Annotated in this window: 35 protein-coding genes; 29 read left to right on the forward strand and 6 right to left on the reverse strand. The window is 42.0% G+C overall.

The window, feature by feature from the left end:
- Window positions 1-205 precede the first annotated feature (205 nt).
- From LRQ06_RS16495 to LRQ06_RS16555, 13 genes are all read left to right on the forward strand, one after another.
- Window positions 206-517, forward strand: a complete 312-nt coding sequence (locus LRQ06_RS16495) for a cupin domain-containing protein (RefSeq protein WP_232768139.1) — start codon at window positions 206-208, stop codon at window positions 515-517.
- A gap of 86 nt (window positions 518-603) precedes the next feature.
- A complete protein-coding gene (locus LRQ06_RS16500; RefSeq protein WP_232768140.1) occupies window positions 604-942 on the forward strand; it encodes a hypothetical protein in 339 nt (112 codons plus the stop codon).
- A complete protein-coding gene (locus tag LRQ06_RS16505; protein WP_232768141.1) occupies window positions 920-1,723 on the forward strand; it encodes a carbon-nitrogen hydrolase family protein in 804 nt (267 codons plus the stop codon). The genes LRQ06_RS16500 and LRQ06_RS16505 overlap by 23 nt, the downstream gene beginning before the upstream one ends.
- Window positions 1,724-1,738: 15 nt before the next feature.
- A complete protein-coding gene (locus tag LRQ06_RS16510; RefSeq protein ID WP_232768142.1) occupies window positions 1,739-2,188 on the forward strand; it encodes a GyrI-like domain-containing protein in 450 nt (149 codons plus the stop codon).
- A 68-nt stretch (window positions 2,189-2,256) separates the two neighbouring features.
- On the forward strand, window positions 2,257-2,400 hold the full coding sequence (locus LRQ06_RS16515) for an NUDIX hydrolase (RefSeq protein ID WP_232769032.1): 144 nt from the start codon (window positions 2,257-2,259) through the stop codon (window positions 2,398-2,400).
- A gap of 743 nt (window positions 2,401-3,143) precedes the next feature.
- Complete coding sequence (locus tag LRQ06_RS16520) at window positions 3,144-3,554, forward strand: hypothetical protein (protein ID WP_232768143.1); 411 nt, start codon at window positions 3,144-3,146, stop codon at window positions 3,552-3,554.
- Between the two features lie 267 nt (window positions 3,555-3,821).
- Window positions 3,822-4,073, forward strand: a complete 252-nt coding sequence (locus LRQ06_RS16525) for a hypothetical protein (protein ID WP_232768144.1) — start codon at window positions 3,822-3,824, stop codon at window positions 4,071-4,073.
- Window positions 4,074-4,182: 109 nt separating this feature from the next.
- Window positions 4,183-6,117: a methyl-accepting chemotaxis protein gene (locus LRQ06_RS16530; RefSeq protein ID WP_232768145.1), complete on the forward strand. Its 1,935-nt coding sequence runs from the start codon at window positions 4,183-4,185 to the stop codon at window positions 6,115-6,117.
- A 319-nt stretch (window positions 6,118-6,436) separates the two neighbouring features.
- Entirely contained in the window at window positions 6,437-6,832 is a 396-nt protein-coding gene (locus tag LRQ06_RS16535) for a hypothetical protein (RefSeq protein WP_232768146.1), read from the forward strand.
- Window positions 6,833-6,893: 61 nt separating this feature from the next.
- Window positions 6,894-7,493, forward strand: coding sequence for a pentapeptide repeat-containing protein (locus tag LRQ06_RS16540; protein WP_232768147.1), 600 nt, complete (start codon window positions 6,894-6,896; stop codon window positions 7,491-7,493).
- Window positions 7,494-7,518: 25 nt separating this feature from the next.
- The gene (locus LRQ06_RS16545) at window positions 7,519-7,932 is read left to right on the forward strand and encodes a lysozyme inhibitor LprI family protein (protein ID WP_232768148.1); all 414 of its coding nucleotides are present in this window, start codon (window positions 7,519-7,521) and stop codon (window positions 7,930-7,932) included.
- Between the two features lie 42 nt (window positions 7,933-7,974).
- Window positions 7,975-8,391, forward strand: coding sequence for a VOC family protein (locus tag LRQ06_RS16550; protein ID WP_232768149.1), 417 nt, complete (start codon window positions 7,975-7,977; stop codon window positions 8,389-8,391).
- 14 nt (window positions 8,392-8,405) lie between these two features.
- Entirely contained in the window at window positions 8,406-8,885 is a 480-nt protein-coding gene (locus tag LRQ06_RS16555; RefSeq protein ID WP_232768150.1) for a GNAT family N-acetyltransferase, read from the forward strand.
- Window positions 8,886-8,962: 77 nt separating this feature from the next.
- Here LRQ06_RS16555 and LRQ06_RS16560 read toward each other — a convergent pair whose 3' ends face one another.
- Window positions 8,963-9,595, reverse strand: coding sequence for an NAD(P)H-binding protein (locus tag LRQ06_RS16560; RefSeq protein ID WP_232768151.1), 633 nt, complete (start codon window positions 9,593-9,595; stop codon window positions 8,963-8,965).
- Between the two features lie 176 nt (window positions 9,596-9,771).
- Between LRQ06_RS16560 and LRQ06_RS16565 the strand changes: the two genes are divergently transcribed.
- Together LRQ06_RS16565 and def are read left to right on the forward strand one after the other, a co-directional pair.
- A complete protein-coding gene (locus tag LRQ06_RS16565) occupies window positions 9,772-10,779 on the forward strand; it encodes a Gfo/Idh/MocA family protein (RefSeq protein WP_232768152.1) in 1,008 nt (335 codons plus the stop codon).
- Window positions 10,780-11,000: 221 nt separating this feature from the next.
- On the forward strand, window positions 11,001-11,516 hold the full coding sequence (gene def, locus LRQ06_RS16570; protein WP_232768153.1) for a peptide deformylase: 516 nt from the start codon (window positions 11,001-11,003) through the stop codon (window positions 11,514-11,516).
- A gap of 47 nt (window positions 11,517-11,563) precedes the next feature.
- Here def and LRQ06_RS16575 read toward each other — a convergent pair whose 3' ends face one another.
- On the reverse strand, window positions 11,564-11,983 hold the full coding sequence (locus LRQ06_RS16575) for a BLUF domain-containing protein (RefSeq protein WP_232769003.1): 420 nt from the start codon (window positions 11,981-11,983) through the stop codon (window positions 11,564-11,566).
- Window positions 11,984-12,427: 444 nt separating this feature from the next.
- Between LRQ06_RS16575 and LRQ06_RS16580 the strand changes: the two genes are divergently transcribed.
- Window positions 12,428-13,045, forward strand: a complete 618-nt coding sequence (locus tag LRQ06_RS16580; protein ID WP_232768154.1) for an HAD family hydrolase — start codon at window positions 12,428-12,430, stop codon at window positions 13,043-13,045.
- 69 nt (window positions 13,046-13,114) lie between these two features.
- Here the strand turns inward: LRQ06_RS16580 and LRQ06_RS16585 are convergent, their stop codons facing one another.
- The 3 genes from LRQ06_RS16585 to LRQ06_RS16595 are packed head-to-tail and all read right to left on the reverse strand — an operon-like array spanning window position 13,115 to window position 15,554.
- The gene (locus LRQ06_RS16585; RefSeq protein WP_232768155.1) at window positions 13,115-14,290 is read right to left on the reverse strand and encodes a thiolase family protein; all 1,176 of its coding nucleotides are present in this window, start codon (window positions 14,288-14,290) and stop codon (window positions 13,115-13,117) included.
- Between the two features lie 11 nt (window positions 14,291-14,301).
- Window positions 14,302-14,760 (reverse strand): lipocalin-like domain-containing protein, encoded by a 459-nt coding sequence (locus tag LRQ06_RS16590; RefSeq protein ID WP_232768156.1) that lies wholly within the window; start codon window positions 14,758-14,760, stop codon window positions 14,302-14,304.
- Between the two features lie 14 nt (window positions 14,761-14,774).
- Window positions 14,775-15,554 carry a cyclase family protein gene (locus tag LRQ06_RS16595; protein ID WP_232768157.1) on the reverse strand — a complete coding sequence of 260 codons (780 nt, stop codon included), beginning with the start codon at window positions 15,552-15,554 and terminating at the stop codon, window positions 14,775-14,777.
- 204 nt (window positions 15,555-15,758) lie between these two features.
- Here LRQ06_RS16595 and LRQ06_RS16600 point away from each other — a divergent pair, with 204 nt between their 5' ends.
- From LRQ06_RS16600 to LRQ06_RS16640, 9 genes are all read left to right on the forward strand, one after another.
- Window positions 15,759-16,388 carry a TetR/AcrR family transcriptional regulator gene (locus LRQ06_RS16600; RefSeq protein ID WP_232768158.1) on the forward strand — a complete coding sequence of 210 codons (630 nt, stop codon included), beginning with the start codon at window positions 15,759-15,761 and terminating at the stop codon, window positions 16,386-16,388.
- 103 nt (window positions 16,389-16,491) lie between these two features.
- Window positions 16,492-16,971, forward strand: coding sequence for a GNAT family N-acetyltransferase (locus LRQ06_RS16605; RefSeq protein WP_232768159.1), 480 nt, complete (start codon window positions 16,492-16,494; stop codon window positions 16,969-16,971).
- 110 nt (window positions 16,972-17,081) lie between these two features.
- Window positions 17,082-17,660: a hypothetical protein gene (locus LRQ06_RS16610; protein ID WP_232768160.1), complete on the forward strand. Its 579-nt coding sequence runs from the start codon at window positions 17,082-17,084 to the stop codon at window positions 17,658-17,660.
- 17 nt (window positions 17,661-17,677) lie between these two features.
- Window positions 17,678-18,142, forward strand: coding sequence for a GNAT family N-acetyltransferase (locus LRQ06_RS16615; protein ID WP_232768161.1), 465 nt, complete (start codon window positions 17,678-17,680; stop codon window positions 18,140-18,142).
- Between the two features lie 28 nt (window positions 18,143-18,170).
- The gene (locus LRQ06_RS16620) at window positions 18,171-18,887 is read left to right on the forward strand and encodes an alpha/beta hydrolase (protein ID WP_232768162.1); all 717 of its coding nucleotides are present in this window, start codon (window positions 18,171-18,173) and stop codon (window positions 18,885-18,887) included.
- Window positions 18,888-18,992: 105 nt separating this feature from the next.
- A complete protein-coding gene (locus LRQ06_RS16625; RefSeq protein ID WP_232768163.1) occupies window positions 18,993-19,829 on the forward strand; it encodes an MBL fold metallo-hydrolase in 837 nt (278 codons plus the stop codon).
- A gap of 15 nt (window positions 19,830-19,844) precedes the next feature.
- Window positions 19,845-20,522, forward strand: a complete 678-nt coding sequence (locus LRQ06_RS16630) for an HAD family hydrolase (protein ID WP_232768164.1) — start codon at window positions 19,845-19,847, stop codon at window positions 20,520-20,522.
- A gap of 87 nt (window positions 20,523-20,609) precedes the next feature.
- Entirely contained in the window at window positions 20,610-21,248 is a 639-nt protein-coding gene (locus LRQ06_RS16635; RefSeq protein WP_232768165.1) for a Vat family streptogramin A O-acetyltransferase, read from the forward strand.
- Window positions 21,249-21,345: 97 nt separating this feature from the next.
- On the forward strand, window positions 21,346-22,350 hold the full coding sequence (locus LRQ06_RS16640; protein WP_232768166.1) for a bile acid:sodium symporter family protein: 1,005 nt from the start codon (window positions 21,346-21,348) through the stop codon (window positions 22,348-22,350).
- 40 nt (window positions 22,351-22,390) lie between these two features.
- Here the strand turns inward: LRQ06_RS16640 and LRQ06_RS21250 are convergent, their stop codons facing one another.
- On the reverse strand, window positions 22,391-22,582 hold the full coding sequence (locus LRQ06_RS21250) for a hypothetical protein (RefSeq protein WP_373054838.1): 192 nt from the start codon (window positions 22,580-22,582) through the stop codon (window positions 22,391-22,393).
- Here LRQ06_RS21250 and LRQ06_RS16645 point away from each other — a divergent pair.
- From LRQ06_RS16645 to LRQ06_RS16660, 4 genes are all read left to right on the forward strand, one after another.
- Window positions 22,537-23,025, forward strand: coding sequence for a DUF2975 domain-containing protein (locus LRQ06_RS16645; RefSeq protein ID WP_373054839.1), 489 nt, complete (start codon window positions 22,537-22,539; stop codon window positions 23,023-23,025). The genes LRQ06_RS21250 and LRQ06_RS16645 overlap by 46 nt on opposite strands.
- 9 nt (window positions 23,026-23,034) lie before the next feature.
- Window positions 23,035-23,259, forward strand: coding sequence for a helix-turn-helix domain-containing protein (locus tag LRQ06_RS16650; protein ID WP_232768168.1), 225 nt, complete (start codon window positions 23,035-23,037; stop codon window positions 23,257-23,259).
- Between the two features lie 127 nt (window positions 23,260-23,386).
- Complete coding sequence (locus LRQ06_RS16655) at window positions 23,387-25,090, forward strand: Na/Pi cotransporter family protein (RefSeq protein ID WP_232768169.1); 1,704 nt, start codon at window positions 23,387-23,389, stop codon at window positions 25,088-25,090.
- Window positions 25,091-25,119: 29 nt separating this feature from the next.
- Window positions 25,120-25,305 (forward strand): DUF1289 domain-containing protein, encoded by a 186-nt coding sequence (locus LRQ06_RS16660; RefSeq protein WP_232768170.1) that lies wholly within the window; start codon window positions 25,120-25,122, stop codon window positions 25,303-25,305.
- Window positions 25,306-25,594 lie beyond the last annotated feature (289 nt).

Genomic DNA, 25,594 nt, shown 5'->3' on the forward strand with positions numbered 1-25,594 from the left:
TTCAGGATCTAGAGTTGTTATAAGTGTAAGTGCATATTTTGAAAAATGGGTCAGGTAGATTGCTGACCTGCTTTATCGAACTGGATGCGTATGATCATATTGACTGTACTTATACTGATTTTCAGGGAATAGGCGTTGTGTTGTCATCGATTGGGTGACATCGCAAATTGCCTCTTGATAACTTACTGTTTAAAAGGAAATTAAGTTGGAAATAATCAGAAGTAAACAATTCATTGCCGACAGAGCCTGGGGCGCCAAGGACATTGCCAATATGAGCGGTGTCACTACCCGGTTGCACTGGACAGATGAACCCTATAAATGGCATGTAAATGATGGTGAAGAAGTCTTTGCTGTTATGGATGGCATTGTTGAAATGCGTTACAAAGAAAATGGCGAAGTTAAATCAGCAATATTAAATACCGGAGATATATTCTTTGCTTCAACAGGTACTGAGCATGTCGCTCATCCTCAGGGACCGGCCAGAATTTTGGTCATTGAACGTGAAGGCAGTGTATAACGGGGTGTCAGGAGCTGGTTGTCACTGATTTTTAAAGTGTGTCTGATTTCATAATGAGATACTATTCGGTAATTCAGGCCGCGAACTTGAAAAAGACAAATGTCATAGTGCTGTTGGGCATCGCATTTGGTATGACGGGATGTGCTTATAAGTCTAAGCCAGATATCGTAAGGGACAATCCTTTTTACAAGCAGGAATTGAAAGCAAGACCTGAATACCGCGAGGATTTAACGCCTTTCGCTCAACTAAGGGCGAATTATTTTACGCGCTATCTGAATGAAGGTTATCTGATCAGAAAGATTACCTCGGCGGCTTACAACGCAGACTATACAAAAATAGCCGAGTTTAGTGCACTACGACAGTTCTACTCTTTATCCGGGAGTCATGTTTTAAGGAGAAAACTTGAAAAATCGTATAACTATTAGCTTGGCTCAAATTCCCGTCGCAAGGGGGGATGTACGTGCGAATCTTGAACATCACCTTCAAATGATTGAGCAATCTTCTGATTGTAATGCTGATGTCGTTGTTTTTCCGGAGCTATCATTAACCGGTTATGAACTGGATTTGGCTGCCAAGCTTGCTCTTTCTCCGGAACCATCGAACTTTGAAGCGTTATCTCATGCTTCAGTTGAAAATGAGGTTATCGTAATCGCTGGATGCCCATTAAACGTTGACCATGCTTCAAAGCCAGCAATAGGCGCTGTGATCTGCTTTCCTGATGGAAGCGTTGAGTTTTACTCGAAACAATACTTGCATTCCGGTGAGGAGGCGTATTGTTCAGTCGGTGTGAGTGACTATTTTTTCACCGTGAATGGATATCAAATAGCGTTAGCGATTTGCGCCGACTTTATCAGTGCAGAGCATTCTGAACGGGCCCGAAAGTCAGGTGCGGATATCTACATAGTCAGCGCTCTAATCTCTGAAAATGGCTTTACGCCGGATTCTCAGGTTTTATCGGACATTGCATCAAAATATGGTTTTCCCGTACTGTTAAGCAATCACATCTCAGTAACGGGAGGATGGGAAGCTTGTGGTCAAAATTCAATCTGGAACTCACGTGGAGAACTCGCTATTAGCTCTGATTCGAAAGAACGTTGCCTGGTCTTGTGTACCCTTTCAGACGATGAGAACGGGAATCATCCGGGATTGTATTCCTATGGGAAAATGTCTGGCACAATGCGAAGGGTTCGCCACTTTACTGAATAATAACAAGGAGAATGTATGAACATTTGTGAAGTGACTGGTTTCGATGTGACGGGATTTGCGATTCGCACGACGAATGCGGACGAAATGAACCCTTCGACAGCAAAAATTGGTGATCTTTGGGCGAAGTTTTATGCCAATGCCATGCCTGAGTTAAATGAGAAATCAAAAGTGTATGGTGTATATACAAACTATGAATCTGATTTTTCCGGCGCTTTTGACGTGATTGCCTGTTCCGATACAGTGTTGCCGGAAAAGGTATCCGATTCGGTCAGAGCCGGAGTGGTTTCTGGTCAGTATGTGCGATTTTCGGCGACAGGTGAGATGCCACAAGTTGTTATCGATCTTTGGGGAGAGGTTTGGCGTTACTTTGGTTCGGAAAACTGCGCTCATGAACGCGCTTATACAACGGACTTTGAATATTATAAAAGTGCGAATGAAATCGAGATTTTTATTGCAGTGAAATAGCGATATAACCAGCGGTGGTATTAAGTGCCAGTTTGGTGTCATAGGGGCTCGGAGACACGAGTAGGCTTATGAAAAATGTCGTTCAAATTATTTTTACCGCTGTACTTGCTGAACCGGAGTTGTGCCGCGAACTCCGTTGGTTCAATATGAATGAATTACCCGAAAATTGCACACCAATAACGTATTCGGTTCTGAAGCCGGAATTCAGGTAAGAATCCGTAGCGATGTTAATTGATCAGCCAAGTATTGTCCCTTTTCTTAAATACATTTACTCAGAAAAAACGGCGAAAGAATTCAGAGATAGAGTCGTTCAGGAAATGAAATGGTTGAAAATACACAACAGGAAGATAAAACGTGCTTTGAAACTTTTCGCAGAATTAATTCACACCTTAATAATCATCGCTTAGCAAAGATTATGATAATATGCATCAGAGTTATTATCTAAGAGGGAAAAGCAAGAGTGAATTCAATTAGAGTTAAAGTTATCTATAAACCGTTTTTTTTCTTATTTATTGTTACGGCAATTCTTTCAGTTATTTTTAAATGGTTCTTTAGCGATCAAATTAATTTTATTAATAAAACTCAGTGTAGCATGCTATTTGATCCTATGCTTATATCAGCGCTTCTTTGCGTTGTTGTTATGGGGAAACGACTGGGTATTCTTAATTGTAGAAGACTAATATACCGACTATCGATTATTGGTGTAATGACAATTTGTATGGGTATAACGATAACGTACTTACAGAAAATAACACCTTACTTCCAGTATAAAATTAAAACCATTCATAATTTTTCGGAGTTGACCACTAATGACACTAAAGGCTTTATTGATATAAAGCACGTTCATGCGATCAGGAGAAAAATGGTTTCTGGAATTGGTTTTTTAAGCCGTCACTGAACAGGGGGGGAAATAATTCAAATTTACAGGCATATTGCTATCCCCTTAAATAATAGTTTGACTGTATGGGTTGGATTTCCTTTTGATGAGCACACTTCTCTAAACCCTTCGGATGCGGATAAAACACGGACTTTTAATAAATTAAATGCAACCTCACAGCAATTCATCCAAAGTTATCAGTTTTCAGATGTAAGATATTTTGAATTAGTTCCTGATTCTGATTACAGAAATAATTATATTGATTTAATTTATAAAAAATATCCCTTTTTAAAGGGCAGAAGCTTAACTATCTTGTCACCCACACGAAATACCAAGAACGAAAATGTTGTTTCTGAGCTGGTTTTTCTTACATTGTTTATTGCTTTTGGGGCAATGTGTATTTTTGTATTGGTTGAATTACAGGGATTGAACCTTACTAAGGTTGAAGAATATATTGATAGTCCGGAATTAGGTAAGTCGTTACGCTAGGCTCGTGTTCGTTGTCTCATCGAAAGAGAGGGTTTTTGATGAAAAAGAATCACTGGTGACAGTTTACCGATTTATCCCCCCCCATTTTTTCAGAAAGAAAGTTTTATAAATTAATTATTGCATCATCGATTGGTAATGCGTTGGAGTGGCTTGATTTCATCGCTTATGCGTTCTTTGCCCGGACATTTTACTCCGGCGCTGTCTATCAGTGCGACTAGTGTTTGACTGGCGCTAAGTTACTATTTGTTGCTGACCTGTGCAGTGAGTATGGTAACCATGCTTGCTATTCGTAAAGATTATCAGCTTAACAGAGCTGAACCCGAAGAAAAAAAGAGGAATAAATTAAGAAAAGCCGGAATCGCCAATAATAGGAATTTTCTCTGTAGATATGAAGACATCAGAAAGTTGTTAATCAGAGCAGATATTAATGTCTTTATTTTTTGGCATTACGATATGGGTATATGTGAAGCAATACACATAGATGAATATCAAATGGCTTGTAAGGCATTAATGTATTGATATAGATGGTTATCTATCTAAGCTTAAGTTTGGACCACTATTTATACCCAGACCGCGTTAGTGGCTCGGGCAAATTACTCATATTTAAATAATAATAGAGGAAGTACAGATGTCTTGGCTAAAGTTTTCTATTCGTACCCGAATGTTTGTTGTTCTTTCATTTTTACTGGTGACCTGTTCCGTTATTATTGTCGGCCGACAAACGTATACGTCAATTGATGAAGGGTTCAAACAATTAAAGCAGGAAATTATTCCTGGTCACCTTAAAAGTATGTCATTTCAAATGAGTTCGGAGCTTAAACCGCTTATCGCCGCCTCGCAAATGATGGCAAACAGTCAATATCTGGAAAACTGGATACAAACCGGTGCGGATGAATCTCAGATGCCGTTAATTGGTCAGGAACTGCAATCGGTAAAACAAAAGTTCGGCAGTGATTTTACCTTTCATACGGTCCGGACCCAAAAAGGAATGGAGTATATTCAATACAGTAATAAATTATCGCGGGTTTTACTCAAAAATTACCAGTTTAAAAATTTTTATCCTAATTTTCTTGCTACCGGAAAACAATACGAACTGAATATGGAAAATATTAACGGTCGTTTTGTTATGTTTATTAATTACCGGAGCGATAATATCGATCCGCAAACGAATAATCCATACAGTGTGTCCGGGCTTGGAATCAATATTGACAGGTTGATCGGACTCATTACAAAATTAAAAATTGGGCAAGATGGCCGGGCAATGCTTGTTACCTCAAAAGGTAAAATTCAGGCGGTTGGGCAGGGTGGTTCCGGCGACGGTATCAGTCACATCAATTTAAGTCAGATGGTCAGCAATAATAAAGGGATTACCATCAGGCAATATCAAATTAAAAATCAATCCTATTATCTCGGTTCTGTCTGGGTGCCGGCACTGGATCGATTTTTGATTGCGGAAATACCGGCTCATCAGATTACGGCCCCAATATACAGTAAATTGATTCAATTCATTATTTTTGTGGTTCTCTTCCTTCTCATTTCACTGGTGGTGATTCACTTTATTGTTAAATCTCTGACCAAACCGTTGCAAAATTTCGGTCAGGACGTACTGTACGTTGCGGAGAATATGGACCTGAGTTACGACGTTAAGACTGTTGACAGAGCCGAAATCGGGGCATTGGCGAATTCGATTAATTCATTACTGACAATCCTCGGAGGATCACTGAAAGCGGTGAATCAGGCCGTATCAAAAACGAATAATGCGATTGTCGATTATTCCGAACAAAGCCGGGTTTTACGTGAAGCGGCAGAGACAGAAAAAAAATCCGTAGAGGATATTTATAGCGCAACGAAAGAAATTTCTTTCCAAAGCACAGAAATGACCGAGCTGGCGTCAGAAGCGGGGGAATTATCTCAGGCCGGAAACAAAGAGCTTCAGTCTGCCAGTGATGATGTTCAGGCCAGCCTGACGTATCTGAAAGGGCTGTCAGAGGATATGCATCAAAGTACCAGCAGTCTTGAAGAACTGAATGAATTTATTGAAAAAATTCTTTCTGTTCTGGAAATTATTACATCAATCTCTGAGCAGACCAATCTTTTAGCGTTAAATGCGGCGATTGAAGCAGCACGGGCCGGAGAGCAGGGGCGAGGGTTTGCGGTCGTGGCGGATGAAGTCCGGCTATTAGCCCAGAGGACGAGTGATTCAACGGAAGAGATCCAGGCCATCATCAGCCAGTTAACTCAGTCGTCTGCGGTGGTGACGGAGCAAATCAAAAAAGCAAGCAGCAACAGCGAACAAACGCTTAATAATCAGCAACAGGTCGCCGAGACGATTAAGAATCTGAACAATTTCTTACAGCGTTTATTTGAAACAAACTCACAGGTTGCAGAAAAAGCCGGAAGACAAAGTGCGTCCGTGAATGAAATCACCAATCATCTGGAGACGCTCAGTGTTCAGAGTGAACAAACCGTCAGCCAGCTGGAGCAGAGTCAGGCGGCTATCGGAACCATTAGTGATGAGATGGATAACCTTAAAACTCAAATCAGTCAGTTTAAAGGCATTTGAGGTGAAGTTAATATAAGGGGATGACCGGTCTGAGACCGGTCATCCGTCTGAAAGGGCATTCATGCCCTTTTCTGTTTGCTCCGCCAGACGCAGTCAGAAGATCCGTTTATGTTCAGGATGGGTATAACCTCCTGTTTTGTAAAGAATACCTGTTTTTAACGGTAAAATCCGGTACACTAAAACGCGATTGCATATAACTGAGTACAGCCACTGTGCTGTGTATCTCATGGTCTGAATTTGGGTAAAATAGGTATACGTCAGTCCCCGGCCAATACCTGGAATTACACTGGCCCGAATTAAACATAAGGAAGGGTTATTGATGGTCGATGTTTATTATCAGCACCGGGTGGGAAATAATCCTGAACTGGTGAATTTTAGCCGCAAAGAGATCACTTACAGAGATGCGTGCAAAGTGATTGACGATTATCCCTGGGAATCGGAATTGGCACTGTTTGAACAGCACGGCGAAGGAGGCGGTTTTAATTTTGTATTAAGTGCCCCGGATGGCGGTTATGCGGATTATCAGTTTACGCCGGTGGGTCTTAATGAAGGATTTCTTGACCTGACGATTGTACTGAGAAAAGGGGTATTGGGCATGTTTGGTCGCAAGTCGGTATCGGTTAATTGTGATGTTATTTCTGCCCGCGATGCAAAAATAAAAATGAAAGAGTTGTTTGATTCTTCTCTGCTGTCTTTATACGAACAGTACCGGTAACGAATCAAAAAGAGGCCGGTTTTATCTGATGTTATGGTTGATTTCTGCTTAAGGAGAGAGAATGGGCGGTTTATCCGATAATGAGCAATACTTTGATGTGTCATTTGAAAAGCTGGAAATTTCTGATGCTTCATACCAAGGTATTGAATTTGAAGAGTGCCAGTTTACGGACTGTGATTTTTCAGGCGTCAGATTTGCCGGTTGTAAGTTTATCAATTGTGAGTTTCTAAAGTGTAATCTGAGTTTATTCTCTCTCCCTAATTCCCGGCTGTTTGGTGTCACATTTGTTGAAAGTAAGCTTGTTGGTGTCAACTGGACATTGGCGGAATGGCCGATTTATCACGTCGATTTTGAGTTGAAATTTGTTCGTTGCATTTTAAATGATTCTTCATTTTTTGGTCTGACATTAAACGAACTGGTGATGGACGAATGTAAGTTGCATGATGTGGATTTTCGCGAAGGGGATTTTACCGGCTCAGTCATGACGCTGTGTGATTTTACGAACAGTTTGTTTATGCATACGAATTTACAAAATGCCGACTTTAGTGATTCGGTCAGTTATGCTATTGATGTTCTGGAAAACCGTATTAAAGGCGCAACGTTTTCACGTTATGAAGCGTTAAATCTGTTGGAATCACTGGGAATTGAATTGGTTGATTAATTGAATTGTTATAAGGGAAGAATACATGAACCGTTTTATTTTGATTTTCTTAGCATTTGTGGCATTTCAGGCAATGGCAGAAGAAGAGCACGTGGATTGTCAGAATGCGGTATCCACTCCCGATATTAATTATTGTGCCTCGATTAAACTCAATTCTGCGAAAAAAGAATTGAATCAGTATTATCAGGCCAGCCTAAAACATAACGAGTATGATCCTGAGCTAATTGCATCCATAAAAGTCGCTCAGAAAGCCTGGCAGGCGTATCTGGTATCCCATTGTGATTCTGTCTATACACAATGGCGGGATGGAACCATTCGTGGCGTGATGTCCATATCGTGTAAAACCCGGCTGACCAAGCAGAGAACCCATGAACTCTGGGATAACTTTTTAACGTATATGGACAGTACGCCCCCGGTTTTACCGGAACCGAAATTGTAATTTTTTCCGACAGTGAGTCATTTTCTGAAAACAGGATATCCCATGAAGCAAAATATTGTACATATTGCATTAGTTGTGAAAGATTACGATGAAGCCATTGATTTTTATGTCAATAAACTAAACTTTGAGCTTATTGAAGATACTTATCAACCGGAGCAGGATAAGCGTTGGGTTGTGGTTGCGCCACCAAATTCGCACGGGGTTTCTCTGCTTCTTGCCAGAGCGTCTAAACCAGAGCAACACGATTTTATTGGTAATCAGGCCGGAGGGCGCGTTTTCCTTTTTCTGAACACGGATGATTTTTGGCGTGATTACGAGAGGATGACATCAATTGGAATCCGGTTCGTTCGTGAGCCCAAAGAGCAGGACTACGGTATGGTGGCTGTTTTTGAGGATTTATATGGAAATCGTTGGGATTTACTTCAGTTGAATCCTGATCACCCGATGGCTAACCGGTAGAGAGAACCAGACAGATGTTAACATTTTCAGTTGCAGAGAAAGAAGATTCTTCTTTAATTCTAAAGTATATTCAAGACCTTGCGGTTGCTGAACAATTCCCGTTTGATGTTTCTGTGACGATACAGGATATCGAAACAAATCTGTTCGGCAGCGATTCCGTCGCTACTGCTGTGATCATGCATTTTGATACAATACCCTGTGGTTTTGCCGTTTTTTACTATACATTTTCGACAACGACCGGAAAGCGAGGGCTGCATCTGGACGATTTATATATTGAGCCGGAGTTTCAGGGGAAAGGCATTGGGAAGAAGACACTTTGTTATCTGGCCCGGCTGGCTGAAGAAAAAGAGTGTGCCCGTTTTGAATGGTGGGCTCTCAAAACGAATGATGCGGCCATTAAATTTTATTTGAGAGTTGGCGCAAAAAAACTGGATGAAATATCGGTATTTCGGTTGGATAAGTATCAACTCAGAGAATTAGCAGATAGTGAATAATGTGTGTTTTTCATCAGATATCAATAACCTGGCCAATTAAAATAAAAGTTAAGGGCAGCCCATCCTCTCATATATTGTTAGTCGCTTAAATTGGGGTCAACACACTGGTAAATCTTCCCAACACTTGTTTCATCATTGAGTAGTTTATGACTGATCCTTGCGACTTCACCCCGGGTAATCGCACCGTGTACTTCGATATCCTGTGATAATTGTCCCTGATGTGTTTCATCGCCATTTTTCAGTCCACCGGGACGTAGGATTGTAAAATCAAGCCGGCTACTTTGAAGCCAGGCTTCTGCTAAGGATTTTTCCCTGACAATGGCCCCGAATCCTTGTTTTGCTGGTTCTGATAAATACTTCCACGAATCGCCACAACCTAATGATGTGATTAGCAAAAACCTATCTGGATTTGCGCTTTCCAGAGCGTCGATTAAATATCGGTGACCAATATAGTCGACGGGGACATCATCCCGAAAACTGCCCATAGCCGACACGACCCATGTTCCGGCGGGCAAAAGGCTCACCGCCATCCTGACATCTTCCGGATCGGTTGCGTTACATTGAATCGTTTTGATCCCTGAGTTGGTTAAGACATTATCCTTATCCGGGCTTCTGGCGATAGCAATCACGTTAAAATTCTGACCGGCAAAATATCTAACCATTGTTGCCCCTAATGCGCCGGTGGCTCCCCATATCGCAATTGATTTCATTTTTTTCTCCGATTAACTCCATTGATAACAGATTGCATTTGACAGGCTTAAATAGCCAGTTTTAAATACTAAATATTTGTTAATGTTTGATATTCCTTAGTGTTTTTTACAGGATATTTATATTTAATAGTTGAGCTTTTTGCCGAGAAGGACGTTTTCCTTCTGATAAGGATGGTATGAATATGAAGGATAAAAAAGTACGTTGGGGGATTGCCGGATTAGGTAAAATTGCCCGCCGCTTTGCTAATGATTTAACACAGCAGGCAGATAACGCTGAGCTGTCTGCTGTCGCCGCCAGAGATTCGAAACGGGCTGCAGGATTTGCCGGCGAGTACGGCTGCCGGACCAGTTACGGGTCGTATCAGGCTTTGGCACAGGCTCCGGAGATTGATGCAGTTTATATTGCGACCATTCATCCTTTCCATAAAAGCATGGCGGAGTTGTTTTTAACTCACGGCAAACATGTTTTAGTTGAAAAACCAGCATTTACCAATACCAAAGACTGGGATGAAATGTCAGCATTGGCTGAGAAAAAAGGACTTCTTTTGGTCGAAGCGATGAAAAGTGTGGCATTTCCAGCTTACCGTCAGTTGCGGCAATTTATCCGGGATAACGATGTCGACATTAATTCCGTTCAAGCCTATTTTGGTAATTGGCATGAGTTCGATATAACTCAACAAATTTTTAATCCGGATTTGTGTGGTGGTGCGACACTGGATGTGGCTGTGTATGCCTTGTGGCTGTATGCCGATTTATGCGCGTTAACTCAAAAACGATGGGTAAAACCTTCTGTTCAATACAGTAAAGATAATGATACGTCGGATGTTGATGAAAACGTTGAGTTTCTGTTTGAAGGTGAAATGAACGGACGGGTTGGAGCGTCCATTACCCGTAATCTGAAGCGTGAAGCCATTATCAAAGGGCCGGATACCGAGATAATGATTCATGGCAAGTGGTGGAATCCGACCGTGATTGACATTGAGCACCGCGGAGAAAGAATTACCATTGAGATCCCGGCAACTGGTGGGGGATTTGAATATGAAATTGAGCATGTTTCATCCTTGATCCTTAACCGGAAGACAGAATCCGACTGGATGCCGGGGAGCACCAGCCGACAGGTGATTTCCGTGATGGAAACCAGCCTGACTGAGCAGGGATTTCAACATTTGATTCGGCAGTCTTAGTACGCCGGATGAAAAAAGACCGCCTCGTTTGTCGAGGCGGTCTGGTTTTGAGGCTACAGTATTCCGATTATGGTCATTTCATCCCCTTGAAATACCTAGACTTTCGAGAAAATTTTGGTGTTCTTCCGGCCAGTAAGACACATTTCCAACTGACAAACCTTAAAGAAACGTGTTAACGTATCGCGCTATTTCGCTGAAAATCAGTTTTTATAAAGGTAAGTATGGCAGTTTTAGATATTATCACCGCTCCGGATCCAAGGCTTAAAATCAAAGCAGAAAAGGTACTGGACATTGCAACTGTACAGACGCTAATTGATGACATGCTCGATACGTTGTATTCGACCGACAATGGCATTGGTTTGGCTGCGCCACAGGTTGGCCGTAAAGAAGCGGTTGTTATTATTGATTTGTCAGAGAACCGGGATGATCCGCTTATTCTGGTGAATCCGGAAGTGGTCAGTGGTTCAGATAAAGCGCTGGGTGAAGAAGGCTGTTTATCGGTTCCTGATTATTATGCTGAGGTTGAACGTTATACCTCGGTGGTGGTGTCGGCTTTAGACCGGGAAGGTCAACCGATAACCATTGAAAGTGATGAATTTTTAGCCATTGCGATGCAACATGAGATAGACCACCTGTCGGGCAATCTGTTCATTGATTACCTGTCACCTCTCAAACGTCAGATGGCGATGAAGAAGGTAAAAAAATACGTCAAAGCACACGCCCGGGCCCGCTCATAACCCGCTGTTAAGCGCAGGGTGTGATGACCTCTGTATACCTGTTCTGACTATTCTGATGGTAAGTTCTTTTTCAGTTCCAGCAGCATCAGGTATGCACTTTCTCCAGACATTTCATAAGGGTTAAATTCTTCTGAACCTGAAAATTGCAGATTCAGTAATGTGGTCAGGAAAGTCTGGGGAATATCGCCCATAGACCAGTCACCGAAGTCTCTGTGAGTAATTTCTTTGTATTCCAGAATCGTCACATTGGTGTGACGATGATCGTTTATTATGTGATGATAAGTGTTGTTAATCTCGACTCTTGAGCCTTCCAAACATTGTAAAAAGTATTTTTGGTTATGGCTTAACAGTCCGGTTATGTGGGTCTTTTCGTTGTGCTCCCGTGACGTTTTCAGTATGTCATCCAGTGCATTTGAATCGCAGTCTAATGATAAGGTGCTGACGTAGATTAAGCGGGTTAGAAACATAGTATTCACTCTGTTTTGCCTGAGGATACTATCAAATATAATTCATGGTGTCGGAATTGCTAACTGAAATGACGCTTACTGCATTACAGTTACCGATAACTTGATATAAAATACTTTGCATTCGAACAGATCCTATACCCAAGTAACCTGAATATGCGGTGTTCAGTGAGATTTGTTCGGGCTTGAAACAAGGCTCCCCTTCTTTATAACGAAAGAGGGAAAACATAGTCATTCTACGTTGAGAATCAGTAACGCTGGAGCAAGCCCGGACAAACTCACCCGCAGGGCATCAGCCGAAACGCACATTTCTGCGTCAGGTGAATTTGACATGTGTTTACATGCCGGCATTCACCTTCCTTGAACTGCACGTTTCGGCTGGTGCTGAATCATGCATCTTCAGGTTGCTTGGGTATATAAGTTCGATCAAATATGGGAAGGAATGGTATGGAATCAGGTAAGATTAAAAATGTGGTTTTTGATGTTGGGAATGTCTTGGTTCGCTGGTCGCCGTTAGAGATCGCCCGGTTAACGTTTGGAGATACCGGCTCTCCTGAAGAGAGTGCCAAATCCATTTTCCAAAATTCTATCTGGCTGGATTTAAATCGGGGGTTGTTCTCTGAATCTGAAGCCAAAGATCAATATCAGCAGCGTGTCGGTTTGTCTGAGCTGGAATGCCAGCGGTTATTTTATTACGTCAAACAAACCCAATTGATGATTTATGGTTCGCTGGACTTACTGGAGCGAGTGAAAGCCGCCGGTTATGGTGTGTATGCACTGACGGATAATGTCACCGAAATTGTGGATTATCTGAAATCCACATATACATTTTGGGGACTTTTTGATGGGGCAACGGTTTCAGCAGAGGTTGGTTTTTTGAAACCTCAGCCGGAAATTTACCATTCTTTGTTGGAATGCCATGAGTTACAGGCAGCAGAAACGGTGTTTATTGATGATATGCCACACAATGTGAAAGGGGCAGAAGCGGTGGGTATCTCTGCTATTCAGTTTCAAAATGCGTTTCAGTGCGAACAGGCATTGAAGACTATCGGACTGGTATTCTGAGTGCTCAGGTTGGTTCTGATTATCTCCCCAAGTTCTAGAGCGGTTTGGGGAGACTGAATTTTACTTGAGTTACAGACATTCTATTGCGACAGCTGTTGCTTCTCCTCCACCTATGCATAATGATGCGATTCCTTTTTTCAGTCCCCTGGAACGAAGGGCATGAATAAGGGTTACCACAATTCTGGCGCCGGAAGCACCTATCGGATGACCAAGTGAACAGGCTCCACCATGGACGTTGAGTTTTTCCAGAGGAATATCCAGTTCTTCGATTGCGGCAAGAGGAACCACGGCAAGTGCTTCGTTGATTTCAAACAGATCAACAGAAGGTACTGTCCATCCGGTTTTATTTAATAAAAGACGAATTGCTCCTACCGGTGCCGTTGTGAACCATTCCGGTTCCTGAGAAAATGTTGTATGAGCAACAATCCGGGCAATTGGTGTCAGGTCATGTTTTTCAATAGCTTTCTGTGACGCAACCATAATGGCGGCTGCACCATCACTGAAACCGGAAGCGGTTGCCGGAGTGATCGTCCCATCCGGTTTAAATGCCGGCTTCATGGTTGGTATTCTCGAAATGTCCGCATGCTGAGGCAGCTCATCCATAGCTATAATCCCGGGCTTTTCCCCCTGTATGATTTCGACCGGGGCTATTTCATCGTTATATAAACTGGCAGACTGTGCATGTTGTGACCGGCGGACGGACTCTGTAGCATAGGCGTCCTGCTGTGCGCGGGAGAACTGATATTTTCCGGCACAGTCTTCTGAGAATAACCCAAGAGACCGGCCATCATAGTTATCAATACCATCGCGGGTTAAATGGTCATAAGTGATTGCATCGCCGAGCCGGATGCCTGGCCTTATCTGCAATAGATGAGGGGCATTACTCATGGATTCCATTCCTCCCGCCATAATGATCTCAGCCGAACCGGCTGCGATGGTATCGTGCGCAAGTATCAGCGCTTTCATTCCGGAGCCGCAGACTTTGTTAACCGTTGTTGCTCCGGTGGAAAGAGGTATCCCTGCCTGTATCATTGCCTGACGTGCCGGTGCTTGTCCGATACCGGCTGTCAGTACACATCCCATGATGACTTCATTAATATTTCCGGGCGGAAGGCCACTTTCGTTGATAGTGGCTTTTATCGCGGTTGCACCCAGTATGGGGGCCGGGATTTCCGAGAACTGACCGAGCAGAGAACCGATTGGTGTCCGTTTGGCTGCAACAATGTAAATTTCATCAGATGACATCGCTTTTCTCCTTATTTTTTCATACGCCGGCGCCAGCGTAGTTCCGGGTTATGGGTGACACCATCGAATACCATCGGGTCCGATTTCAGGATTAGAACGGTTTCATTCTCTTCAAATTTCACATGCCGGAGCTGTTGAGTACTCACCCAGTTAGGGATAAGACAATACTGAAGAAAATGAGTCACCGTTTGTTGAGCTTCACTGGTTTCGAACCGGCCTGCATAAGCGAAATAGCTGGTTGCGGCTCTGGCAAGTTGTGTGGGGGAACCACCAATGATGTCCGGGTTATCAAATAACTCTCGGTCAGGACTCATAATCTGGACTGAGACCCATCCTTCAGCGTTATAGCTGATGTATCCGGAAGCTTTTTCTCCCATGGTGTGAACAACCCGGCCATCATCAAGCGTGTCGGTAAATTTTTCCAGTTCCCACACGCCGCATAATTTTTCTTTCAGGGTACTAATTGACATAGATTTTCTCCGTGTTATTCATCCAGAATAGCGACTGCCCGGGTCCATCCTGCGGATGCGGCATGTACTTTTACCGGGAAACAGGCGACAGTGAATCCACTGGAAGGTAACAGCTCCAGGTGGTGAAGTTTTTCCATATGGCAGTAGCCGATGTCTCTGCCAACCCGGTGTCCCTGCCAGATAGCCTGACTGTTTCCGTCCTGTTGATATTGTTCAGTCATATATTTAAAAGGGATATCCCAGCTCCAGCTATCAGTTCCTGTTACCCGGACACCTTGTTCAAGCAGGAAAAGTGTCGCTTCACGTCCCATTCCACATCCTTTGCTCAGAAAAGAAGGGTCACCGTAAGCCTGACCGGCACAGGTGTTTACCAGAACAATATCCAGAGGCTGAAGTTGGTATTGAATGCGATCCAGTTCCTGAGCCACTTCTTGTGCTGTGACGACATGCCCATCCGGAAAGTGTCTGAAATCCAGCTTGACTCCGGGGCGGAAACACCAGTCCAGAGGAATCTGATCGATGGTTGCGGATGGCTGACCGTGATTCATGGTGGAAGCATAGTGGTATGGTGCGTCCATATGAGTTCCGGCGTGAGTTGTCAGGGTCACTTCTTCAACTGCCCAGCCTTCTTCATCAGGAAAGTCTTTTGGAGTGATACCCGGAAAAAATTCCGCCATCTCAGACGCACTTTTCTGGTGGTTCAGGTAAGTGATTTGAGGTCTGAGACCTGGCGGATCGGCAGGAACATCGTTTTCGATACTGACAGATAAATCAATGAATCGTTTTTGTTTCATTTAGTCAATTCCATTATTAAGTTGGTCGACCGACCAATTATTATTAGGTTTGATCATTTATAAGGTTAGAAAAGTGACAATGATCTCATTTGAACCAAAATAATGGTTGTTTTTTGGCTCTTTTTATTAACACCGGTACCGGGTTTCATTCAGAAAAGTACAATAAGTCAGCTTGATAGGGCGCATTTGGTTGAAAGGATAACTATGGCCGGTAACACTCGTGAAAAAATACTGAATTCGGCGGAAAGTCTGTTTGCTGAATTTGGGTATGATTATGTTTCTGTAAGAAAAATAACGAATAACGCGGAGGTAAGGTTAGGACTGCTTGCCTATCATTTTGGCACAAAAGAAGCCTTATTTGAGGCGGTAGTCGCCCGGAGAATTGATAAACTTAATTGTATGCGTAAAGCGGCTTTAAGGAAAATAACGACTCTTAGTGAGTTTAGTGCTCAGCAGGTCATGGAAGCCTTTATGCATCCTTACTTTGAGCTTGCCAGTTCTAAAGATCCCGGATGGCAGTCTTATACAAGACTGATTGCTCAAATATCTCATAATGAACGTCATATGCCGGTATTGAAAAAATACATGGATCCTGTGGCTTACCTGTTTATTGATGCGTTGGCAACCTGTTATCCAAAAGCCAGTCATGAGCAGGTAGCCAGTGGGTTTATTTTTTCTGCAGCCGTTATGGTCGGTATTTTTTCCCGTCCGTCACGGATAAAAACGATGTCGAGGGGGGCATTGTCCGATCAGGAACTGAAAGCGCTTTATCCTTCGCTACTGACTTATGCCGTAGGCGGTATTCAGGCCATCTGTGAAACTGGTTCGCAGTGAATATGATAAAGGCCAAAGAATAAGTCTGACATTGTAATTATTCTCTTTTACAGAACTACTGGCTGGCTAAAATACGATAAAAATTGATAAGGACACGATCTGAATGACACAAACTATGCTGATCCGGGAAGAAAAAGACTCGGATTATGCGGTTATATCTGAGATAACCATTGCCGCATTTAAAAAAATGGAAATCAGCAATCACACGGAACATTTTATTGTCAATGCTCTGAGAAAAGCTGGTGCGTTGGCTTTATCTCTGGTTGCTGAAATAGATGGAGTTGTCGTTGGACATATTGCATTTTCACCGGTTTCTATGTCTGATGGTACAAAAGACTGGTATGGTCTCGGACCGCTTTCTGTTCATCCGGACTATCAGCGAAGGGGGGTTGGCAAAGCACTTATAGAGAAAGGCCTGACCAGGCTGAAAAAACGAAATGCGAAAGGGTGTTGTCTGGTTGGTCACCCGGAATATTATCCACGATTCGGATTTAAAAATGCGGATGGTTTAATTCTTGATGGTATCCCGCCTGAAGTTTTTTTGTTCTTCCTTTTTATCACCATATACCGCAAGGTAATGTGATATTTCATGAAGGATTTATAGCAGAAAATTAGTAGAATAAATCATTATATTTCAGTTGGTTACAAATAAGATGAAGAACGAAATAGTATATATTGTATAAGGTATCGTTTATGTCACAAATAGAAGAAGAACCGGAAATGACAGTTTCAGAGACGGAAGAAATAAGCGTTAATGCAGATAAGTTTTATGTGGTATCCATGCGGAAATTCACGATATTGTTTTTTGCCACCTTTGGTTTATATCAGGTGTACTGGGCTTATAAGAACTGGGTAAACTATAAAACCGAAACCGGTGAAAAGGTCTGGCCAATTGCCCGTGCCATCTTTCAAATCTTTTTTACTCATTCTTTATTCAGAAAAGTGGATGCGGAATTAAAGGGAACTCAGTTACCGTATTCATGGCATCCTGCTTATACGGCCCATGCTTATGTATCTTTGTTGATTGTTGGCCGGATTCTCGACCGGTTGTCATTAAAGAACATCGGTAGCCCGTATACCGATCTGCTGGGTATACTGGTCATCCCGGTTATCTGGTATGTGCTGCAAATAGCTCAGAAGGCCATTAATATCAGTTCCGGTGATTCTACCGGAGAGCAAAACGACAAACTGACGGTGCTGAATTGGTTCTGGATTGTCGTTGGTCTGTTGTTCTGGCCCCTTGCTTTCGCCGGGGTGTTTCTTCCTGAATAAAAATGGAGGAGGTCTCATTGATCGTGATTAGAGATTATAAAGAGTCTGACGCCGGAGAGTTGCGGGCTCTTTGTTTTCGTACCGTCAGAAACATTAATACCCGAGATTATTCAAAGGCACAGGTTGAAGCCTGGATTCCTGAATCTTACGATGTTGATTTGTGGAAACGCACCCTGTTAGTGCTGTCTCCTTTTGTTGCTGAAATTGACGGTAAAGTTGTAGGTTATGCTGATCTTCAGCCGGATGGGCTGATTGATCATTTCTTCTGTCACGATCAATACCAAAACCGGGGAGTTGGCCGCTGCCTGATGGAGCACATTTTCTCGGTCGGACGGGCGCGGGGTATTGAACGTTATTATTCAAACGTGAGTCTGACAGCTCGTCCGTTTTATGAGCATTTTGGTTTTTGGGTGACGGGCGAACAGGTAATTGAGATCCGGGGACAAAAGCTTAGAAACTTTGTGATGGAAAAGTGTCTCTGACAAGCCTGTCCGGATAGTAGGGATATGTATGCTGAAAAAAGAAAAAATTAATGTTGGACATATTCCAGCATTATTGTGGGGAGAAAAATCTGATCGGATATGGATAGCGGTACACGGAAATCAGTCCGATAAAGCCGATGATGTGATTGGTATTCTGGCAGAAGAAGCCATGATAGCCGGATACCAGGTATTGAGTTTCGATTTACCAAAGCATGGAGAAAGAAAAACTGACCCGACATTGTGTAAAGTACAAAATTGTGTGAAAGAACTTGATGACATAATCAGCTATGCAAAATTATTGTCATCCCATGTCAGCGTATTCGCCTGTAGTATGGGAGCTTATTTTAGTCTTTTGTCTTACAAAAATGAGCTGGCACTAAACCAAGCGTTGTTTTTATCGCCAGTCGTTAATATGGAATCCATTTTGTTGAACTTAATGAAATGGTTTGATATCAGAGAGAAACAGCTTATGGATATGCAGGAAATAGCCCTTCCTATAGGTGAAACCCTGTATTGGGACTATTATTGTTATGTTAAATCCCATCCGGTTGTCGAATGGAATATACCTACATCAGTTTTGTATGGCTCAAATGATAACCTGACCGATAGTCAAACAATTTCTTCATTTTCAAATCAATTCAATTGTGATTTAGAAGTATTGAAAGGTGGAGAACACTATTTCCATACTCGGGAACAGTTACAATTTTTCAGGCAGTGGCTCCGTGATAAATTATTAACCTTTTAAAAAAGGTATCATCTGGTTCAGAATATATTGAATGTCACGATTTGTTTTCTTATTTAAGAACGGTAAAAACTAGTACGCTTAAATTACCAGGGACGGAGGTTTTTTGTGGAATTAAAAGTGTTGGTCGATAACAATACGATCATTGACCGGTACTATCTGGCCGAACCGGCTGTGTCGTATTTAATTACAGATGGCGACACAAAATTATTGTTTGATGTAGGGTATTCCGATGTTTTTATCCGGAATGCCAGAAAAATGGATGAGAATTTAACGGATATAAACTATGTCGTTATTTCTCATGGCCATAATGATCATACCGGCGGGTTAGTTCCACTCGTTAAACTGTATTCTGAGGCAAAAGCGGAAGGGATTAATTATTTGAATCCCACTGTCATTGCGCATCCTGACGTTTTTTCTTACAAAGAGTATTCCGGAGACGAAATTGGCTCAGTGCTAGACGGTAAAAAGATTCAGCGGTATTTTGACACCCGCTTTACCGATAAGCCTTTCTGGATTACAGATAATCTGGTTTTTTTAGGTGAAATAGCCCGAACCGTTGCTTTTGAAAATACCGAACCGGTAGGCCGGTGTGAACAGAACCACGCAATGTGTGATGATTATATCAGAGATGATTCCGCTTTGGTTTACAAGTCATCATTAGGTTTAGTGATTATTACAGGATGCTCTCATGCAGGCATATGCAATATTATTGAATATGCCAAAGTTGTTTGTGGTGATGATCGGGTGGTTGATATTATTGGCGGTTTTCACCTTCTTGATGCCGACAGTATTCTGTCAGAAGGAACGATGGACTATTTTAAAAATCAGCATCTTACGAAAATTCACCCATGCCACTGTACCAGCCTGGAATATAAGATTAAGCTGTCTGAGTATGTCGAAGTTTCAGACGTCGGCGTCGGTTTATCACTTAATTATTTATAGTATTTTGGGACTGACATGAAATTATTAATTTTTGATTTGGGAAATACGCTGATTAAATATAAAGGGATTTCACTGAACTGGACGGAGCATTATGAGCAAGCAATAAAAGAAAGTTTAGGCTGTCTGAATATTAGCTGTAACGCTGAAGAATTAAACAGAGCTATCGATATCCTGTCATTTTATAATACCCGGACTCACTTTCGTACTTTTGAAATAGAAGAGGGTGAAGTGCTTACGAAAGTATCCCGACTTTTCTGTGCAGAGAAACACTTGTTTGAGCAGTATTTTTTTGACTATTTTCAAAGAGCGTGCGACACCGAAGATACCGCGATTAAGACATTGGCAGAACTAAAGTGTCTGGGATATAAAACAGCTGTGCTTACGGATGTTCCGTACGGTATGCCAAGGCATTTTGTTATGGATGATCTGAAAGCGTTATCACCTCATTTGGATTCGGTTTTAACGTCGTGTGATGTTGGTTTCAGGAAACCTGAGACAAATGGAATCCGTCAAATTCAGTCTGAATACGGTATGGATAACAGAAATACGTACTATATCGGTGACGAGAAGAAGGATATTGAGTGCGCTCAAAAGGCAGGCATTCAGTCGGTATTAGTTACCGATAAAAAACAAAGCTGGGGGCAGGATTTTACCATATCTAAAATAGGAGAAATGTTAGATATTATAAACTAATATGCCCGGTCAACTTGAGTGAATATATTAAGAGATAATACAACGTCAATAGTATCGATTTCACTGATAAATTTTGAGAGGTATGCTGTGAACGGTCCGAATCCTAATGATAAAGAACCAATGAAAGGATTTCCTCAAGTGGGTTTTCTTAAAAATTTCATTACGAAACCTAATATTGAAGTCGGAGACTATACCTATTATGACGATCCTGATGGTCCGGAAAATTTCGAGAGTAACGTTCTTTATCACTTTCCGTTTATTGGCGATAAACTGAAACTTGGAAAGTTTTGTGCCATTGCTAAAGATGTACAGTTCATTATGAATGGCGCAAATCATAAAGCCTCCGGTTTTTCCAGTTACCCTTTTTATATTTTTGGTCAAGGCTGGGAAGCGTCGGCCCCTGAATCCGGAGATCTTCCATACAAGGGGGATACTGTAGTTGGGAATGATGTGTGGATCGGCTATAAGTCCACGATTATGCCTGGTGTTACCATTGGTAATGGGGCAATCATTGCGAGTCAATCCGTCGTAACAAAAGATGTACCGGCTTACAGTATTGTCGGTGGGAATCCGGCTAAAATTTTAAAGTATCGTTTTGACCAGAATACCATTGATAAGTTGCAGGAAATTGCATGGTGGCACTGGGATAGCAACAAAATCACAACTTATATTTCTGCCATTGCAAATGGTGATCTCAATACTCTGATAGAGGCAGGTGAATCATGAAACATGATTTTTTGGTAGTCAATGAATTTAACATTATCTGTCGGCTGGCTTAATTTTTGTTGACCTGATGAGTTTGAAAATGGAGTAAGGAAGTTCAATGAATATAACAACAAAAATAAAGAAAGAGTGGTTTTTACTGGGGTTGATTGCAGCAATATTACTTGCAACAGTATCTGAGCAGTTGGGTAAAACGGATGGTCTTATTCATCTGGATAAATTAACCGGCATCGGCATTGCGTTGGTGTTTTTTTTACATGGGCTCGGTTTGTCCCCCGAAGCAATTAAGTCAGGAGTTAGCAACTGGCGTCTTCATATTTATGTTCAGTGTGCGACTTTTGTGGTCTACCCGCTGTTATGGGTTATTTTTGGTGATGGGTTTCTTGCTATCATGCCGACAGCGTTGGCCTTTGGCTTTTGCTATCTTTTTGTGTTACCAAGTACTATTTCCTCTTCGGTGACAATGACCAGTGTTGGTAAAGGCAATGTGCCTGGCGCTATTTTTAATGCCTCGTTGTCCAGCATTTTAGGTGTCTTCATTACCCCATTTCTGATACAGATTTTTATGGGGTTTGAAGGGGTTGAGCTGAATTTAATGAGTTCCGTCGTTTCGATATCAAAATTACTTTTGTTACCCATGGTTGCCGGTCAGATATTACGGCCTTTGCTAATGGGCTTTACTCAGAGACATAAATCCATTGTTAATAAGATTGATAAATACGTCATTATCATGATTGTTTATAATGCTTTTTGTGATTCGGTTGCGAATCACATTTGGAGTGATTTTTCCATCGGCCTGTTACTTCTTTGTATAGGAATTTGTTGTGTTGTTTTACTGACGATGGTGCACTCCATTCAGTGGGGAGCGCGAAAGGTCGGTTTTGAAAGAGAAAATGAAGTTGCAGCTGTTTTTTGCGGGACCAAGAAAACATTGGCAGCAGGTGTTCCTATGGCTAAGGTCATTTTTGGTACTGACCCAAATCTGGGGATGATTCTATTGCCAATCATGCTTTATCACCCCATTCAGATTTTTTACTGTGCGATTTTAGCTAATCGTTATGCGTCTGAGCGTGTTGTGATAGATCCGACCTCGACAAAGGCCTGACTGACTCAATAAAAGAAAACACCTCTTTATTGGTAAAAAATTATCGTTTTTCGATATATATTTGTTGATGTATTATTTTCTCTACTCTATCATCATTAACGATCGTTAATGGTGATAGGTGATGAAATGACAAATATTCAAAAACAAAGCCGCCGAGTCCGGATTTTATTGCAATTTCTTCTGATATTGACGCCGATTTTAGTTTGCGCATTTTGGCTAACAATCGAAACATCGTATGATTTTCTTGCTCAACTGGGTATTTTTCTGTCCGGTGATGAGTTAAAGACTTACACACAGCTACCACTTACAATGACAAGTCGGATTCTGGCCATGGTAGTAAGTTTGCTGTTAAGTGGGGTCTTTATGTATGCCTTAAAGGTGCTGATTCGTATATTCCGTAACTATGAAAACCGTGTGATTTTTTCTCTCGATAATGCTATCTGTTACCACAGGCTGGGTTATTGCATTTTTTACTGGGCCTTGGGTTCCATCGTTTATCACTCTTTAATGTCTGTTATTCTGTCGTTCAATAATCCTCCCGGTAGCCGGGTACTGACGGTTACATTTGGGGACATGGATTTTTTAACATTAGTATTCGGGTGCATTGTATTGATTATTTCCTGGGTAATGAAAGAAGGGTACCTTCTTGCAGAAGAAAACAGCCATACAATTTAAGAGGTAGCCATGGCAATAAACATTAATCTGGATGTGATGATGGCTAAGCGGAAAATGCGCTTAAAGACGCTAGCTCAAATCATCGGTATTACAGAAGCCAATTTGTCGGTTTTGAAAAATGGCAAAGCGAAAGCCGTCCGTTTATCAACACTCGATAAATTGTGTGAAGCGCTTAAGTGTCAGCCCGGAGATATTCTGGAATTTGAACTTAACCCGGAAAAAGAAGATATCTAACACATAAGAATTAAAAGGATATAACTTGAATAAGTGCGTAAATTCAAGCTATTGATATCGAGTAATGCTATGAAGGCGATTTTCTGTCTATGCTTAAATCAGCAGAGACTAAATCAGGGGATCGCGTATGCATTACATTATGATGTTTTGCGAGCTGCTTGGTGGTTTGGCCATTTTTTTGTATGGCATGGAAAAAATGTCCCATGCGCTAAAAAATGCGGCTGGTGACCGGCTGAAAACGCTTCTCGCTAATCTTACTACAAACCGGCTAACCGGTGTGTTAACCGGCGTTGGGGTGACCGCAGTAATTCAGTCGTCTTCGGTCACCACGGTATTGTTGGTCGGTTTTATCTCCGCCGGGTTTATGTCGCTTTCTCAGGCCGTAGGCATCATTATGGGGGCCAATATCGGCACGACGGTGACGGCCCAGATTGTGGCGTTTAAGGTCACTCATTCTGCGTTGGTGATGATAGCTGCTGGGTTTCTGATCCAGTTTAATGCCCAGAAAGAATCGTATAAACATTATGGAAATGTGCTGTTTGGTCTGGGATTGATTTTTTTGGGCATGAATCTGATGGGAGAAGCAATGGCGCCCCTCAGGACAAACCCGGTCTTTATCAATATTATTTCCCAGACGGATCATATTCTCATAGCGATCCTGATTTCAGCTGTGTTTACCGCGTTAATTCAGTCTTCTTCTGCTACCACAGGTATCGTTATCATGCTGGCCGGACAAGGTGTAATCTCTCTGGAAGCTGGAATCGCACTGGCCATGGGAGCCAATATCGGTACCTGTGTGACGGCGTTTCTTGCGACTATAGGAAAAAACAGAGAAGCCATGCAGGCTGCAACGATCCATATTTTGTTCAACGTCATAGGAGTGGTTCTCTGGATACCTTTTATCGGTGTACTTGAACAAATGAGTGTTGGTATTTCGCCTGTTTATGCTCAATATTCGGGAATTGACAGACTATCTGCAGAGCTGCCAAGGCAGATTGCGAATGCTAATACTCTATTTAATGTTGCCAATACGCTGATTATGCTGCCTTTCTCTGGTGTGTTTATCTATCTGGCAAAAAAGGTACTTCCTTATCATCCGAAATCCGTTTCCCAGAAAAAAGCGCAAAATATCCAGCTTAAGTATCTGGGAGACGAATTCTTACATACACCTGATATCGCCTTGGATCAGGCCAGTCTCGAAATCGGTCGCGTAGGACGTCGTGTCTGTAATATGATTAACATGTTACCTTCTTTTTCATTCAGACAAATGACCGGTGCCGAAAAAGAACGTATACGGAGTATGCTGAATCAGATCAGTCAGGTTGAAGATGAAATTGATAAGCTGCACGCCGGAATATTGTTGTATCTTGGACGCTTACGGAAACATCCGTTGTCGGATGAGCAAAGTTACCGGCAGATAAAGCTGATTAGTACGACCGAACAGTTAGAAAATATTGCCGATTTAGTGGCGGAATCTTTGGTGCCTCTTGCTTATAAAGCATTAAAAGCCGGGCTTTGGGTCAGTCCTGTGATGCATCGTAGTCTTGATGATATTCAGGGCCGGGTTAATCAGGCCATGCTTGACTGTGTAAATTCTATTCGCCGGAAAGATGAAAATTTGGCTGAGCAGGTTCTACGTGCTAAAAGAGAATTAAATGCATTGCAGGAAGAGGTTCTTGCCCATCAGGCAGAAAGACTGGTTGAGCAGAATGATAACCGTCTGAGAGTGTTTCGTTATGAAATGGAATGGATTGAGCAGCTTAATCGGATTTATGTGCTAAGCCGGCGGATCGCGAAGTTGCAACTGAGAAAACCAAGAGCGGAAAAATAAGACAAAATCAAATCATGAGGGGCAAATAAGTGAATAATGTGAAATCCACGGACAAGGAACCCAGATCGCCCTGCATCCGGCATTGTTGTCTGGATGATAACGATGTTTGTATCGGTTGCTTAAGAACATTACAGGAAATTATTGACTGGCGCTCTTTGACGTCAGAGCAAAAAAGTCAGATTCTTATTCAGTGTCAGAACCGTCGGATGCAGTGATGTGAGTGAATTATTCTGAGAAATAAGTATTATCCCGTCATTTTATTTATTACTCACTTGTTTAGAAGTTTGAATATTCATATTGAATGTTTTTTTATGGTTAATTCTGCGTTATTAATTTGAATCAATTTCTTGTTTCCACTAGCAGGTTAGACTAGATCCTATCTGAAAATAGCTTTATATACCTAAACTTAGACATCGTCAGTTTGGTCCGGAACTTTATCCTGGGCCTGAAAATGTTGGTATGACCATGACCGGGTGGTTTTGAGATAACAGTATTGTAATGGAT

The organism is Vibrio salinus (assembly GCF_021272385.1).
Classification (GTDB): Bacteria; Pseudomonadota; Gammaproteobacteria; order Enterobacterales; family Vibrionaceae; genus Vibrio; species Vibrio salinus.